At 68.7% G+C, this 15,831-nt stretch carries 7 protein-coding genes; 6 read left to right on the top strand and 1 reads right to left on the bottom strand.

From position 1 onward, the window contains the following. The first annotated feature begins 6 nt into the window (after nucleotides 1-6). Both B5F79_RS06225 and B5F79_RS06220 read left to right on the top strand, forming a co-directional pair. Nucleotides 7-1,977 carry a glycosyltransferase gene (locus B5F79_RS06225; RefSeq protein WP_087218936.1) on the top strand — a complete coding sequence of 657 codons (1,971 nt, stop codon included), beginning with the start codon at nucleotides 7-9 and terminating at the stop codon, nucleotides 1,975-1,977. Between the two features lie 47 nt (nucleotides 1,978-2,024). Next, nucleotides 2,025-4,292 carry a glycosyltransferase gene (locus tag B5F79_RS06220; protein ID WP_087218933.1) on the top strand — a complete coding sequence of 756 codons (2,268 nt, stop codon included), beginning with the start codon at nucleotides 2,025-2,027 and terminating at the stop codon, nucleotides 4,290-4,292. A gap of 334 nt (nucleotides 4,293-4,626) precedes the next feature. On the opposite strand, the gene B5F79_RS06215 is transcribed toward B5F79_RS06220, so the two are convergent. Beyond that, nucleotides 4,627-9,414 carry a glycosyltransferase gene (locus B5F79_RS06215; protein ID WP_158094853.1) on the bottom strand — a complete coding sequence of 1,596 codons (4,788 nt, stop codon included), beginning with the start codon at nucleotides 9,412-9,414 and terminating at the stop codon, nucleotides 4,627-4,629. A 187-nt stretch (nucleotides 9,415-9,601) separates the two neighbouring features. On the opposite strand from B5F79_RS06215, the gene B5F79_RS10845 reads away from it, so the two are divergent. The 4 genes from B5F79_RS10845 to B5F79_RS06185 all read left to right on the top strand — a co-directional run bounded on the left by B5F79_RS10845 (nucleotide 9,602) and on the right by B5F79_RS06185 (nucleotide 15,677). Further along, entirely contained in the window at nucleotides 9,602-11,263 is a 1,662-nt protein-coding gene (locus B5F79_RS10845; RefSeq protein ID WP_143786256.1) for an S-layer homology domain-containing protein, read from the top strand. Nucleotides 11,264-11,535: 272 nt separating this feature from the next. After that, nucleotides 11,536-11,982: a MarR family winged helix-turn-helix transcriptional regulator gene (locus B5F79_RS06195; RefSeq protein ID WP_087218924.1), complete on the top strand. Its 447-nt coding sequence runs from the start codon at nucleotides 11,536-11,538 to the stop codon at nucleotides 11,980-11,982. 40 nt (nucleotides 11,983-12,022) lie between these two features. Then, a complete protein-coding gene (locus tag B5F79_RS06190) occupies nucleotides 12,023-13,810 on the top strand; it encodes an ABC transporter ATP-binding protein (protein WP_087218921.1) in 1,788 nt (595 codons plus the stop codon). After that, complete coding sequence (locus B5F79_RS06185; protein WP_087218918.1) at nucleotides 13,803-15,677, top strand: ABC transporter ATP-binding protein; 1,875 nt, start codon at nucleotides 13,803-13,805, stop codon at nucleotides 15,675-15,677. Before B5F79_RS06190 ends, B5F79_RS06185 begins: the two co-directional genes overlap by 8 nt. Nucleotides 15,678-15,831 lie beyond the last annotated feature (154 nt).

Below are 15,831 nucleotides of genomic sequence, written 5' to 3'. Positions count from 1 at the left end.
GCCCCCATGCGGGACTTCAGCCTCAGGACCTACTTCGAGAGCTACCCCCTCGTCCCCGAGGAGCTCTCACGGGGACGCGCCCTGCGCGTCGCCGGCTGTGTCCGCAGCGACGAGGGCTCGTTCGAGGACGGTCCGGTCTCCCATCTGTGGGTCGTCCTGTCGTGCGCGAGGGAGGGGAGGAGGCCCCCGCGCCCGAGCTGCGTCACGTTTGAGGAGGAGTCCGGCATCCGCGGCGTGAGGAACGAGAAGACCGTCCTTCTCGCCACTCACGTCATCGAGGCCGGCGGCGCGCGCTGGCGCGTGGACGAGTACGCCGCGCGCGTGCGGGACGACCGTCCCAGGATCCTCTTTCTCGCGGGGCGGCTGCGGGAGGCCGTGGGCAAGACGGTCAGGCCGGGTCACCTGCGCTTCTACGGGGAGCGCATCGCGAACGCCTCCGTGGACCCGCGCTACCCCGAGTGGCTGGAGCGCCGCCGCGCGGAGCGACTCGCCCTTCCCGCACCCGAGCCCGGACCGCTCATGAGCATCGTCACCCCGGCGTACCGCACGCCGCCCGCCCTCCTGCGCGAGATGCTGGGGAGCGTGCTGGCACAGACGTACCACCGCTGGGAGCTCGTGCTCGTGAACGCGAGCCCCGATGACGAGGGCATGCGCGCCGTGCTCTCCGAACTCGCGGACCCGCGCATACGCGTGGTCGAGCTTGCGGAGAACTGCGGTATCGTGGGCAACACCAACCACGGGATCGCCCACTGCACGGGCGACTACGTGAGCTTCTTCGACCATGACGACGTGGTGGAGCCGTACGCGCTGGCGGAGCTCGTCCGCGCGATTGGCGAGAAGAACGGCGAGGTCGGCCTGCTCTACTGCGACGAGGACAACATCGACGAGCTCGGCCGTCCCTCGCTGCCGCTCATCAAGCCCGGCCCCAACCCGGACTTCCTGCTCTCCAACAACTACGTGATTCACTGGCTCACGGTGAGGCGCGGCCTGCTCGCGCGCGTGGGCCTCTCCGGCCCGGAGGTGGAGGGCGCGCAGGACTACGACCTCACCCTCAAGGTGTCCGAGCTTGCCGTGCCCGTGGTCCGCGTGCCCCAGGTGCTCTACCACTGGCGCATCTGCGCGGGCTCCTCTGCGGGGGACCCGGCGAGCAAGTCCTACGCCCAGGACGCGGGCACGCGCGCGATAGAGAGGCACCTCGCGCGCACGGGCTCCGACGGTCGGGTTGAGCACGGCTGGGCCTACTTCACCTACCGGACCACCTTCCCGGTGCCGAGCCCCGCGCCGAGCGTCCGCGTTGCGTGCGCGGGGGAGGCGTGTCCCGAGACCCGCGCCGCGCTCGACGCGTACGCGCGCGCCCACGGCGCCTCGGTCACGATTGGCGGGCCCGAGGGGGTCGCCTGCGGGCCGGACGCGGACCTCGTGCTCCACGTGTCTCCGGACCACGCGCTCGACCTCGAGTCCCTCGAGCTCATGGTGGGTCAGGCATGCCAGCCCGGGGTCTTCGCCGTCGCGCCGCGCGTGGTGCGCGCGGACGGCCTTCTGGACTACGCCGGCATGGTGGTGCGGCCGGACGGCTCGCTCGGGCACCTGCTGCGCTACCTCCCGCAGGACGACGGCGGCTACGTCGGGCGCGCGCAGCGCCCGTACGACGCGCTCGTGGTGAACCCCGAGTGCTGCCTCGTCCGCGAGCCCGAGCTCGCCGGGCTCTCGCTCGCGGGCGGGTTCGAGACCGCGGGCTACTCGCTTGCCGAGGCGTTCTGCCGAGCTCGCGGCCACGGGCTTCGCAACGTCTTTCTGCCCTACGCCACCGCCACGCTCCTCTCGCCCCGCTCCCTCATGGGTGACGACCCCACGCCCGCCGAGGAGCGCGACGCCGCTCGGCTGCTCGGGCTGTTCCCGGAGCTCTCCGGGGGCGACCCCTCGCACAGTCCGAGCTTCGACCCCTGGAGCGGGTACTATCGACTTAACTGGGCGTGACGCCGGGACGACCGCGTCTCCGCGCGCCACGGGAAAGGAGGGCGGCTATGAGCCGTCTGGACGAGCTCAAGGCCAACTTCAGGTACGTCCTTTGCGAGGAGGGGCCGCAGGCCGCCGCCGAGCGCTTCAAGGTGCACGCGAGGAACTACCTCGGCCGCATCAAGAAGCAGCCCGCCCCGCGGGACGACATGAACGACTACGTCGACGTGCTCTTCATCAACGGCTGCGACTACTCCGTCCCGCACCCCGTGCGCTACCGCGTGGACCACCAGATGGAGCAGCTCGAGTCCGCGGGCATGACCACGCGCAAGGTCGACGCCTGGAACCTCACGGAGGACCACGTGCGCCTGGCGCGGACCTTCGTGATCTTCCGCTGCCCGTACTGGGACTTCATCGAGCACTTCGTGAACCTCGCGCACCAGCTCAACAAGCGCGTGCTCTACGACATCGACGACCTGGTGATAGACACCGTCTACACGGACCAGATCAAGTACCTCAACACCATGACGCCCGAGGAGCGCGCCGGTTACGACGACGGCGTGCGCCGCATGGGTCAGACCATGCGCCTGTGCGACGGCGTGATCACCACCACTGACGAACTCGCCCGCGAGTTGCGCCGCTACATGGGGACGGTCTTCGTCAACAGGAACGTGGCCTCCGAGGAGATGCTCGCCCTCTCCGAGCGCGCCGCCTACGAGCGCGACGTCCTTCCGGTGCTCCCCGAGTCTCAGGTTCCGCAGGAGGACCGTCACCGCTGGGAGGTTGCATGCCGGCGCCGCGCCGAGCGCACGGGCTTCTCCATGGGCTACTTCAGCGGATCGATCACCCACAACGACGACTTCCAGATGATCCTCCCCGCGGTGGTGCGCTTCATGGGGGACTACCCTGACGCCACCCTGCACGTGGTGGGCGAGCTCGACCTCCCCGAGGAGCTCAGGCCCTTTGAGGGCCGCGTGGTGCGCATGCCCTTCTCGCCCTGGAGGCGCCTCCCGCAGATGCTCTCCTTCGTGGACGTCAACCTGGTGCCGCTGGAGGACACGCTCTTCAACCGCGCCAAGTCCGAGAACAAGTGGGTCGAGGCGGCGCTCGTGAAGGTCCCCTCGGTGGCGAGTGCCGTGGGCGCGCTCCGGGACTCCATCACGGACGGCGTGGACGGCGTGCTCTGCCGCACGGCGGACGAGTGGTACGACGCCCTCGTGCGCCTCCACGACAGCGCGGACCTGCGCTCGCGCCTTGCCCGCGCCGCCTACGACGAGTGCGTGGCGCACCACGTGACCTGCGGCACCGGCGTCCCCCTCGCGAACTTCATCCGCGGGCAGGAGCGTCCCAACCTCGCTATCGTGTTCCCGGGGCTCGACGTCTCCGGCGGCGTGATCGTGGCCAAGAAGCACGCCGCTATCCTCCAGGGTCGCGGCGTTGACGTGACGCTGGTGGCGCCGGACACCTCGCTCGGGCGCTGGGAGGAGGTCGACGGAGCGCGCCTACCCGTCATTGGGTGCGCGGGTGCCGTGATGCGCGGCCGCCTGGACAAGATGGTTGCCACCATGTGGACCACGCTCGACACGGTGAAGTACTACCCCAACGTCGGGCGCCGCTTCTACCTGGTGCAGAACCAGGAGAACAACTTCTACGCCGCCGGCGACCCGCAGCGCGCGGCCGCGTGCAGGACCTACGGCCTCAACCCGGACGTCACCTACTGCACCATCTCACCGTGGTGCCGCGACTGGCTCGAGGCGGACTACGGGCACTCGGTGCGCTATGCCCCCAACGGAATCGACCTCTCGCTCTTCTCGCCCTGCGAGCGCGACTGGTCCGGGAAGATCCGCATCCTCATAGAGGGCGACTCCCAGAGCGAGTACAAGAACGTGGACGAGAGCTTTGCCATCGTGGACCTCCTCGACCCGGAGCGCTATGAGATCTGGTACCTCTCCTACCGAGGCGAGCCCAAGCCCACCTACCGCGTGGACCGCTTTCTGCAGGCCGTTCCCCACGAGGAGGTGGGGGAGATCTACCGTCAGTGCCACATCCTCCTCAAGACGAGCGTGCTGGAGAGCTTCTCGTACCCGCCGCTCGAGATGATGGCCACCGGCGGGGCGGCGGTGGTGCTTGCGAACGAGGGCAACGCCGCCTACCTGGTGGACGGTGAGAACTGCCTGCTCTTCTCCCGCGGTGAGGATGATCTTGCGGCCAGCTACGTCGAGCGCCTTGTGGCCGACGCCGACCTGCGCGAGTGCCTGCGCGCCGGCGGACTCAAGACGGCGCGCGACCTGAGCTGGGAGAGTCTCACGGACAGAATCTGCTCCCTCTACGACTAGGCTGGGCTCGACCCCGAGGTTGACGCTTTGCCCCGGGCCATCTGTCAACCCAGTTGCAGCGTTGCGATTTCGGCGGTCGGGGCACGGATTCAATGTCGGGCGTTGTGCGTTTTGGACCCGAGGTACGCCGGACGTCACTGGGGCGGCCGCTCTTCTCGCTGTAACATCATGCGGCATGAAGTAATTCACGCTTTAGAATATACGCCGAAGTAAAGGCCGAGAAGAACGGGCCGGTCGGCGGCAACGGCTGTGCCACGGCCCCAGATTCCGCAGCGCAGGGGCCTCCCACGCGTGCCCTGGTCCGAAGGGCCGCAACGTGGGGGGCCGGGGGCGCCTACGCGAAGGCGGGGCTCGCCTCGAAGGGGTCGTCCCAGTTGGTGACGCCGCTCGCCGAAACCGCGCGACCCACCTCGTCCGGAACGGGGAGCGAGGGGACGGCGAGGAGCTCAGCGAGCACCTGCTCGGCCTGCGCGCGCACCGCGTCCCCGTAGTAGCGCTCGAGCGCGTAGACGCGCGCGGCGTCTCCCATCCGGCGGCAGGCGTCGCGGTCGGAGCGGAGCGCCTCGAGGGCGCGCTCCCAGTCCGCGGTGGTCTCGCAGACGTAGCCGGTTACGCCCTCCTCGATGGCCTCGCGGTAGGCGAAGGCGGGGGAGGCGCAGGCCGGCGTGCCCACGATGGCCGCCTCGAAGACCTTGAGGCCGCTCTTGCAGTTGGTGAACTCGTCCACCACCAGGGGAGCGAGGACCACGTCCACGGACGCCTGGAGGTACTGCAGGGTCACGTAGTCCACGCGCGGCACGGCGATCACACGGCCGCGCGCCATGAGGGCGACCAGGCGCTCGGAGAGCTCGAGGGAGCCGCCCAGGACCAGGGCAGCGTCATCGTGGCGCTCGAGGAAGGAGCAGAGGGCGTCCTCAACGAGGGCGAAGTCCTCCCGGTGGCTGGAGGTCCCGCTGAAGTAGCCTACGAGGAAGCGCCCGTCGCGCACCTCGCCGCGGTCGCGGACGATTCGCTCGGCTATCGCCACCTGCTCGTCGTTCACGGAGGAGCGGAGCACGAGCACGGGCTTGCCCGCGCGCTCGCGAAGGAGGCCGGCGAAGAAATCCCCGGGGACCACGAGGGCGTCCGCGAGCTCGGACGCCAGGCGGAAGCGCTCGGTGGTGCCTCGCCAGAAGCGCTGCTCGAAGTCGTTGGTGGGGTCCGTGGCCATGAGCTGGATGATGTGCTCGGAGGTCTGGGCGCCAAGGGCGTTGTCGTCGATCGTGTAGGCCACCCGCACGCCGCGCGCCTTGGCCTCGCGGGCGAGGGTCACGAGCTCGGGTCGCACGCGGCAGCGCACGAGGGAGAGGGCGTTGGCCAGGGAGAGGAGCGCGCGCCCCTCCTCGGAGCCGAGCTCGTCCACAAAGAGGTACGTTGCGAACGCGCGCTCGGAGCTCCCGAGCCGCTGGGCCACGTTGTAGCCAAAGTAGCGGAACGTGGCGGCGTCCCCGCACTCACGCTCGTAGACGAGGAGAAGGACGTCCCTTCCCGCCTTTGCCGCGTTACGGGCGGAGGCGAGCCGGTCCGCGATTGCGGAGTCGCGCCAGGGCTCGGCCTCGAACTCGCCGCGCGCACGCTCGAGCCCGCGCGACTCCAGGTGCTCGCGCACGAGGCGGGCGCGTGCGGCCTCGTCTGCGGGAACGGCGTGCTCGAGGTCGGCAGGCGCCCCCACGAGCAGGCGCGCGAGCGAGAAGCCCGTTCGCTCGGTCACACAGCGCGAGCGCACGTGCGCGAGCGCGTTCTGGCCGATCTTACGGCGGAGGTCGGCGTCTTCCACGAGGCGCAGCAGGGCGGACTCCCAGTCCTCGCGCGTGGAGCAGAGGAGGCCCGTCCGGCCGTCCTCGATGGCGCTCGCGAAGGCGCCGAAGTCGCTCGCGACGGTGGGCACGCCCACGAGGGCGGCCTCGGTCCACTTGTTCTCGGACTTGGCCTCGTTGAAGAGCGTGGGCTCGAGGGGAGCGAGGTTGACGTCCGCGGTGGCGATGAGGGAGGGAAGCTCCTGCCAGGAGACCTTCTGGGCGTGGATGACGCGCTCGGAGAGGGGCTCGAGCTCCTCGGGGAGCTCGAGGTCGCCCACGACCTCGAGGAAGACCTCGGGGCGACGCTCCATGACGTAGACGATGGCGGGCAGCGCCTCGGCGAAGTCCGCGTTGTGCGTCATCGAGCCGCTGAAGTACCCCAGCACCACGCGCCCGGGGTCACGGCGCACCGTGCGCATGGCGCGCTCGGAGTGGGCGGCCATCTCGCGCGAGGCGACGTTCCTGTTGACGAGCACGGTGGGCGTCACCCCGGTGAGCTCCTCCGCGAGCCTGTCCGTGGTGACGATGGCGCCGTCGCAGAGCTCGAGCGTGAGGCCCGTGCGCCTGACGCCGTCCTGGAATACCTCGCGGTCCTCGGGCGACATGGCGGCAACTACGGGCAGACCCTCCGTGTAGCGCGTGTCCACCACGAGGTCGTCGACGTCGAAGTAGACCCTCTTGCCCAGCTCGTGCGCGCGACGGACGAACTCCTCGACCCGCTCGCTCACGGGGCAGCGGTAGATCACGAAGACGTCCGCGCGATCGGCGTCGCGCGCGGACACGGCAAGATGGTTGACCTCACCAGTGGTGACGCCCCAGAGCTCGAGCTGCTCGCGCTGGTGCTCGACGCGATAGCGCCGCAGCGTGGGGAGGTCCGTACCGTTGATAAAGAGGACCTGGCAGTGCTCGGGGGGCTCCTGCGCGCGAAGCCCGGTGCGGACTTCCTCCAGCACGCCGTCGAAGAAGCGGAAGTGGTCGGCGGACCTATCGGCGAGGGGCGCGGCGTCCAGGGGCTTGGTTTCGAGGAGCCACTTCACCAGGTCCTCCGCGCTCGCGGAGTCCAGCGCGGAGACGTCGACGGAGAGCGGGTAGGAGAGGTCGTCCAGTACCTTGCGGGTCTTCTGGTCGTAGACCACGGGCAGGACGCGGCAGCCGTGCGCGAACCCAAGGACCATGGCGTGGAAGCGTGTCGCCACCACGCACTCGGCGACCTCGAGCTCGCGGACCACTTCGTCCGGGTGGCGGCGGTAGCAGGAGACGCTCACGCGTGCGCGCTCCTCGTCGGAGAGCTCGGCCACTACGGAGGCGATCTCCTCCTCGTCCCCCTGCGCCTCGCAGAACGAGACGAGGCTGACCTCGTAGCCGCGAGCCAGGAGCGCCCTCACGGAGCTCACGGTGAAGCGACGGTACGCCTCCGCGTGCTGGGAGATGGCGAAGGCGCCGTCCCTCCCCGCGAGGGAGATGGGCGCCACCACGGCCCTTCTCTGCTTCTCTGCCCTGCGCGCGGGGAAGCCAAAGAGGATGTCCGGCGCGTAGAGGACGTTGGGGTAGCCCTCGAAGAGTCCCGCCGAGTAGCGGTCGCGGAAGGAGAGGCCGTCGTATCCGCGGAAGAGGTCGCGGTAGGCATCGAGATAGGAGTCGTCCTGGTAGGGACCGAAGTTGCCCCCCATGAAGACCAGGTGGCGGGCGTTCTTGGCGAGGTACTCGTCCGTCTGGAAGAAGGGCGAGAAGTCCTTCTCGTGCTGGACGAAGCAGCATCCGCCGATGTGCGCCACGGCGTCCGCGGTCTTGACGAGCCCGCCGAACTCCGCGGGCGGGCGGATCTCGAGGTTGGCCACGTCAGAGAAGCGCCCCTCGTAGTCGCCGGGCGCGCACGCGAGGAAGCGCACGTCGGGATAGCGGTCGCAGAGCGTGCGCACGAAGAGGTCGTCACCCAGGTTGCCCGCGAGGAAGGCGTGGACGAGCACGGTGGGCGGGGCGGGCGGCAGGGCCGGCGCGCTCGGCGCCGCGGGGATGGGGGCCGGGTGCGCGATGCCGCGCACGATCCGGCTCGCGGCGCGAAGGGGCCTCGTGAGGCGCCAGCTGATGGAGCCCTCGAGCGCGCCGATCTTCTCGCCAAGGCGGCGGTTCTCGTCCTGCAGACGGGATATCTCCCCCTCGAGCTCGAGCTTCTTGGCCTGGAGGCCGAGGGACTCGTCTATGAGGTGGTCCACCTGGGCCTCGTAGCTGCGCTGCGTGTTGAGGGTGTAGAGCTGCAGGGGAACGTCGTTGTAGAAGTGGCCGCCCGTGAGCTCGTAGAAGCTGTGCACGGTGAAGCCGTAGCGCCGCTCAAGGAGCTCGCGCGCGTCCGGCCGGTTGAGCAGCTCTCGCAGGGCGCGCAGCCCGGCGGGGTTGACCTTGGCGATCCAGTTGCTCTGCGGGCGGCAGAGCAGGAGCGCCCGCTCGCAGGAGAGCTCGTCTTTGGTGGAGGAGTCCGGGCAGACGAAGTCCTCCGAGAAGGCGTCCACGAAGACCTCGTCCGACATGCCCTCGAAGAAGTGTGAGCGGATGTCCACGTACTCGTTGAAGGTGCGGGTGTCGTTCTCCTCCGTTGCCTCGCTCGAGTTCCTGCCCTGCTGGGTGAAGTGGCGCATGGCGATGAGCCGCTCGGGCACCACGAGGATGTTGCGGCTCTTTGCCACGCGCACCCAGTAGTCGAAGTCGTGGAGCATGCGGTAGGCGAGGTCGAAGTCGCCCACCTCGCGCCTGAGGGACATGCGCATGAGGACGGAGGAGTGCAGCAGGCAGTTGCCCTCGAAGTAGAAGCGGCGGAGCCACTCGCGCTGCGTGGGGTATGTGACGTCCGTGACGCCCTCGAGCTCGGGGACGGGGTCGCCGTTCTCGTCTATCCAGTCCGCCCACGTGAAGCAGATGTCAAACTCCGGGTGCGCCGCGAGCTCCTCCATCTGCCGCTCAAGGCGGGTGGGGTACCAGACGTCGTCGGAGTCTATGCGCGCGAGCCACTCGCCGGAGACGAGCGTGAAGCCTCTGTTGGTGGCAGCACAGATGTGCTCGTTCCTGGGCAGGCGGTGCAGGCGGACGCGGGGGTCCTTGCGCGCGATGCCCTCCACCACGGAGACCGAGTCATCCGTGGAGCCGTCGTCCACCACCACGAGCTCGAGGTTGCTCCAGGTCTGCGAGAGGACGCTGGTGATCGCCTCCCCGATGGTGTCCGCGTGGTTGCGGTTCACCATGAGGACGCTGATGAGGGGCTCGCTCGGGCTGCTGCTCACGGTTGTGCTCACGGGGCGCTCCGTTCTTCTCGTGCGATACGGTCCCATTATAGGTGGGGAAGCGCCGGCGGAGCGCTGCGGGGCGCGGGCCGGTCGCATTGGTTTGCTGCAGAGTTGATGCGTTTGCGGGCCCGGCGCCCGCGGCTGGCCCCTGTGGGGTACCATCTGTCCCCATGCTTGTCTCTCAGAAAGGTGGCAGATGAACCGAAACGCAACCGCACCCTCCGTGCGCCTTGCCCTCGCCGGCGCCGCGGCAGCTCTTGCCCTCGCCCTTGCCCCCGTACCCGCGCTTGCGCTCTCGGCGTCGGGGGAGCAGTCCCTGCCCGCCTCCATCGACGCGTCCATCCCGGACGACGCCACGCTCATCTCAAGCGAGCGCGCGATTCTGGAGAGCGGCGAGGTCGTGAACGTGGCCGACGGCTCGCTCGTGGACGATCCCGACTTCCTCGGCACGCCGGACGCACCGCCCGACCCGTTCGACGTCACGGGCGGTGAGCGCTTTGCCCAGATGTCCGTGGGCGAGGCCCGCGATGAGATCGCGGACTCCGGCGCCCAGCTCCTGGGCATCGAGAGCAACTTCGGCTCCTACTGGGGCTCCTACCAGGGAGAGCCGGCGTTCTTCATGTCCAACGGGAGCATGTTCGCCTGCCAGGCCATGGCCGTGGTGGACGTCTCCGAGCACAACGGCACCATCGACTGGGAGGCCGCCAAGGCCGACGGCGTCCAGGGCGCAATCATCAGGATCGGCTTTGGATACGACCGCCAGGACTACACCGTCGCCCAGAACGTGCGCGAGTGCGAGCGCCTGGGGATTCCCTACGGCATCTACCTCTACTCCTATGCCGAGAACGCCGAGGACGCGCGTGGCGAGGGCAGCAACCTCGTGTCCTGGCTGCGACAGCTTGGCATCGAGCCGGGTGACCTTGACTTCCCCGTCTACTACGACCTGGAGAAGTGGGAGTGGACGGGCCACCAGCCGCCCACCGACCCCGCCGTGTACGAGCAGATCGTGCGTGCGTGGATGAAGGAGGTCCAGGGCGCGGGCTACACCAACGCGAGCGTCTACTCCTACCGTAGCTACCTCTACGGGCCGCTCAACTCCAGCTACATCCATCAGAACACCTCCTGGGCGGCCGAGTACGGCCCCAACCTGGGCTTCTCTGACTTCAGCGGCAACTTCCGCGGCTGGCAGTACACGAGCGACGGTCGCGTGGCGGGCTTCTCCGGAAAGGTCGACCTCAACGCCTTTGGCAATGCCACGTGGGTGAACCAGGGTGGCAGCGGTGGGGACACCGTGGTCCCGCCCGCGTCAGACGGCATCTTCCCCGACGTGCCCTCCGACCTCTGGTGCGCCGACGCCGTCGAGTGGGCGCAGGGCGCCGGCCTCATGAGCGGCTATGAGGACGGAAGCTTTGGCCCCAGCAAGTCGCTCGCTCGCGCGGAGCTCGCGCAGATGCTCTACAACCGCGCTGGCAATCCCGCCACGAACCCCTCTGACGTCGAGAAGTACTTCTCGGACTGCGACTCCGAGCTGTTCTACGCGAAGGCCGTGGCATGGTGCGCGAAGAACGGCTACATGCGAGGCTACGACAACGGCAAGTTTGGCCCCACGGACGTCATGACACGCGAGCAGCTTGCCATGGTGCTCTGGCGCATGGACGGCTCGCCCAAGGTGACCCAGGACCTCTCCTCCTACCCGGACGCCTCCTCGATCTCGAGCAACATGGTCGATGCGATGAAATGGGCCGTCAAGAAGGGTGCGATCAAGGGCGTCGAGAGCAACGGCGCTAAGAAGCTTGACCCCCAGGGCAAGCTCGAGCGCTCCCAGGCGGCAACGATCTTTATGAGGCTCTACGCATAGCGTCCCCATTTTGGAAGCGCGCTTTCGGTGGCCCTGCGGGAATGGTCTCGCGGGGCCACCGCTCTTCTCGCGGCGATTTGATCATTGCGTATTATGCCCACGATGAGTCCGCCTGTCGTCGAAGCGGGCCCGGGAGACGCGGAAGCGAGCTCACGCGCCTCCCTCGCATCACTACAACCCCTCACCCCCCTCTTGACGTTCGTCCGAAATCGGACTAACCTAGCTCCTCGCACACGGCGAGATAACGGCCTACGCAGGGGGGAAGACTCGAAATGGCAAACGAACCCGAGGTCACAAGCGCACGAGCGCTCGACGTGCTCTACCAAAAGACCGACAAGATCTACTACGAGTTCGCGCGCGGCTGCGGCCTCTCGGAGACGGCGTACTGGATTCTCTATGCCCTTGAGGTGTCCGGCGGTAGTGTCACGCAGTCGACCATCGCGGAGGAGTTCTCGTACTCCAAGCAGACGGTCAACTCCTCGCTCAAGACGCTCGCCTCCCGCGGCCTGGTGGAGGTGACGCCCGCGGCGCCCGGCAGCCGCGCCAAGCTCGTCACGCTCACGGCGGCGGGCCGCGCCTTCAGCGACGAGCGCATCGTGCCCGCCATCGCCGCCGAGGACCGCGCGTTCCGGAGCCTCTCGCCCGAGGAGCGCTCCGAGTTCCTGCGCCTGGCTGCCGCCTACACCGCCGCCATCGACCGCGAGCTCAGCTCGCTATGACAGATAACCCTGTCCCCTTTGTCATGAGAGAGGAGAATCGTTGAGCCAGAGCAACCGCACGACCAGGGACTACAGCAAGCGCACGTCCGCGCGCCTGCTCGTGAGCCTCCTGTCTCCGTACAAGAAGCTGCTCCTAGCCATCCTGTTCACGTCCATCTGCGACATGACGGGCATGCTCTACATTCCCACGCAGCTCTCCGCCATGGTCAACGTGGCGGTGAACACGCGCGACATGAGCGCCCTCATGGGGCACGGCGTGGCCATGCTCATCGCCGCGCTCGTGGGCTCGGGCGGCTACATCACCTCGGTCTTCCTCGCCTCGCGCCTCTGCGCCAAGGTGGGGCGTGACCTGCGCACGCGCGTCTACGACCACTCGCTCGCGTTCTCGGGCTCGGACTTCAACTCCTTTGGCACCGGCTCCATGATCACGCGCACGCTCTCCGACGCCAACGTGGTGCAGCAGACGCTGCTCATGTCCATCCTCATGATCTTCCCCGTGCCCATCGCGTGCGTGATCTCCATCTGGCTCGCGTTCTCCACCGACGTCGTGATGGGCTGGGTGCTCCTGGCCGTCACGCTTGCCATCATCGCCATCTCGGTCGCGGCCGTGGCCAAGTCCGCGCCCATCTTCACGCGTCTCCAGGGCTTCATCGACAACATGAACACGCGCCTGCGCGAGTCCATCACCGGCGTGCGCGTGATCCGCGCCTTTGGCAAGGAGCCGCACGAGCGCGCCCGCCTGGACGAGACCTTCACCGAGTACGCGAGCAACGCCATCCGCGTGAACCTGGTCTTCGCGGTCACGGACTCCATGACGTTCTTCCTCATGAACGTGGTCGAGGCCACCATCATGTGGGTGGGCGCGGACCGCGTGGGCGCCCACGCCATGCAGATCGGCTCGATCTCCGCCCTGGTGGAGTACGCGATGCTCATCATGATGTTCATGATGATGGCGCAGTTCGCGATCCTGCAGGTGCCGCGCGCCCTGGCGTGCCTCACCCGCGCGGCCGAGGTCCTGGACGTGGAGCCGGAGATCGAGGACGCGGCCGCCCCCGCGGCGCTCCCCGCGGCGTGCGAGGCCGGGGACGAGGTCGCCCGCTTCGACCACGTGAGCCTGCGCTTCTCGGACGCGGACGAGGACACCCTGCACGACATCTCCTTCGCGCTGCGTCGCGGCCAGACCACGGCGATCATCGGCAACACGGGGTCGGGCAAGTCCACCATCGCCAAGATGCTCCTGCGCTTCAACGACGTCACGGGCGGCAGCCTCTCCTTCAACGGCGTGGACGTGCGCCGGATCACCCAGGAGGAGCTCCGCGGCCGCATCTCTTACGTCCCGCAGAAGGCGTGGCTCTTCTCGGGCACCATCGCGGACAACCTGCGCCACGGTGACGCCGACGCCACGGACGAGCGCCTCTGGCACGCGCTCGACGTCGCGCAGGGCGGCTTCGTCCGGGAGCTCGCGCACGGCCTGGGCACCCGCGTGGCACAGGGCGGCACGAACTTCTCCGGAGGCCAGCGCCAGCGCCTGGCAATCGCCCGCGCGCTCGTGCGCCGGGCTGACCTCTACGTCTTTGACGACTCGTTCTCCGCGCTCGACTACAAGACCGACGCCGCGCTGCGCCACGCGCTCGCCGGCGAGCTCACGGACGCCGCGACGCTCATCATCGCCCAGCGCGTGAGCACCATCCACGACGCGGATCAGATCGTGGTGCTGCGCGACGGCGAGGTAGTGGGCCTGGGGACCCACGACGATCTCATGGAGACCTGCCCCACCTACCGTGCCATCGCCGACTCCCAGACGAGAGGGGGAGACGCCAATGCCTAGCGAGAAGAACCTCGAGCTCGACGAGCTCGATCAGCTCAAGCGGGGCCGCGGGCCCCAGACCAAGGCCCAGCCGGGGCCCGACGAGGAGCTCGACGTCCCCTCCGACGCCCTCGGCACCGCGGCGCGCCTTTGGTCCGCTGCCGCGGGCCAGCGCTGGAGGCTCGTGGTGGCCGCGCTCTGCTCGGTGCTCTACGTCGCCGGCAGCCTGGGCGCCACCGCCTACAGCGCGGGGCTCATCGACCACCTCTGGGCCAACATCCAGGCGGCCTTTGCCGCGGGCGAGCCCTTCGTGGTGTCGCTGGACAACGCCGGCATAGAGATCCTCACCTTCATGGGCATCTGGACCGCGGCCTGGGCGGCCTACACCGTGCAGGCGCTCGTCATGGCGAGCTTCGCCGAGCGGCTGAACCTTGGCCTGCGCGGGCAGATCGCAGACAAGCTCTCGCGCCTGCCGCTCTCGTACTACGACGCGCACCAGCCCGGTGACACCATCAGCCGCGCCACCAACGACCTCGACAAGATCTCCGAGGTCCTGCAGAGAGGCCTGCTCCAGCTGCTCATCGCCGTGTCCATGGTGGGCGGGGCCATCATCCTCATGGCCACCTACGACCTCATGCTCACGGGCGTCTTCGTTGCCTTTGCCCTCGTGGCCTCCGGCGTGACCAAGCTCGTGACCGCCCAGACGCTCAAGCTCGCGGCGGCTCGCCAGGCCGCGCTCGGCGAGCTCACCGGGCGCGTGGAGGAGGCCTACAGCGGCCGCGCCGTCATCAAGGCCTTCGGTCGCGAGGACGCCAGCATGGCCGAGATCGCCGCCGCGGCCGAGGACCTGGCGGAGACCTCCGCCACCGCGGACTTCGTCACCAACGGCATCGCCCCGGCCATCCGCCTGCTCATGCGTCTCTGTCAGGTGACCGTGGGGCTTCTCGCCGGCGGCATGCTCGTGATGGGGCAGATCTCCGTGGGTGTCTTCCAGGCGTTCTTCCAGTACGTGATGCAGGCCTCCGAGCCGCTCACGCAGCTCTCCCTCACGGTGAACATGCTGCAGGGCGCCCTCGCCGCCGCCGAGCGCGTCTTCGCGCTCGTGGACGAGCCCGAGGTCGTGCCCGACCCCGCCGTTCCGGCTCCGCTGCCGGAGCCCGTGCGCGGGCGCGTGGCCTTCGAGCACGTGCGCTTTGGCTACGCTTCGGACCGCCCGCTCATGCGCGACGTCTCCCTCGTGGCTGAGCCCGGCCAGAAGGTGGCCATCGTGGGCGCCACGGGCGCCGGCAAGACCACCCTCATCAACCTCCTCATGCGCTTCTACGAGGTCGACGGCGGGCGGATCACGCTCGACGGCGTGGACACCCGCGAGCTCACGCGCGCCGAGCTGCGCCGTCAGTTTGGCATGGTGCTGCAGGACGCCTGGCTCTTCGAGGGCACCATCACCGAGAACATCGCCTACGGCAAGCTCGGCGCCACCCGCGAGGAGGTGGAGGCCGCCGCGCGTGCCGCGCACGTGGACTTCTTCGTGCGCACCCTGCCGCACGGCTACGACACCATGCTCTCCAACGACGCCGAGAACATCTCCCAGGGACAGCGTCAGCTCCTCACCATTGCCCGCGCCATGCTCACGGACCCGGCGATCCTCATCCTCGACGAGGCCACCTCGAGCGTGGACACTCGCACCGAGCAGGCTATCGTTCGCGCGATGGAGGCCATCATGGAGAACCGCACGAGCTTCGTCATCGCGCACCGACTCTCGACGATCGTGGACGCCGACCTCATCCTCGTGATGGAGAAGGGCAACATCATCGAGCAGGGCACCCACGAGGAGCTGCTCGCGGCGGGCGGCGCCTACGCCGAGCTCTATCGCTCGCAGTTCGCGTAGCGGGCGGGGCGGCGGGCCGAGGTCCTTCTCGGCACCGCCGTCCTTCTCGCCGTCCTTGGTTGCCCGCCCTCGCGGAGCGTCCGCAAACGCCCAATAAGAGCTTCTGCCAACAATTGGCCCGAGTTCGGCCGGATTGTTGGCAGAAGCTCTTTCT

The organism is Olsenella sp. An285, from assembly GCF_002159625.1.
GTDB classification, from domain to species: Bacteria; Actinomycetota; Coriobacteriia; order Coriobacteriales; family Atopobiaceae; genus Thermophilibacter; species Thermophilibacter avicola.
This window is presented reverse-complemented; position numbering and strand designations above follow the sequence as displayed.

Coding starts and splice junctions, on each gene's coding strand:
- B5F79_RS06225 (WP_087218936.1), top strand. CDS start 7: ATGCGGGACTTCAGCCTCAGGACCTACTTCGAGAGCTACCCCCTCGTC.
- B5F79_RS06220 (WP_087218933.1), top strand. CDS start 2,025: ATGAGCCGTCTGGACGAGCTCAAGGCCAACTTCAGGTACGTCCTTTGC.
- B5F79_RS10845 (WP_143786256.1), top strand. CDS start 9,602: ATGAACCGAAACGCAACCGCACCCTCCGTGCGCCTTGCCCTCGCCGGC.
- B5F79_RS06195 (WP_087218924.1), top strand. CDS start 11,536: ATGGCAAACGAACCCGAGGTCACAAGCGCACGAGCGCTCGACGTGCTC.
- B5F79_RS06185 (WP_087218918.1), top strand. CDS start 13,803: ATGCCTAGCGAGAAGAACCTCGAGCTCGACGAGCTCGATCAGCTCAAG.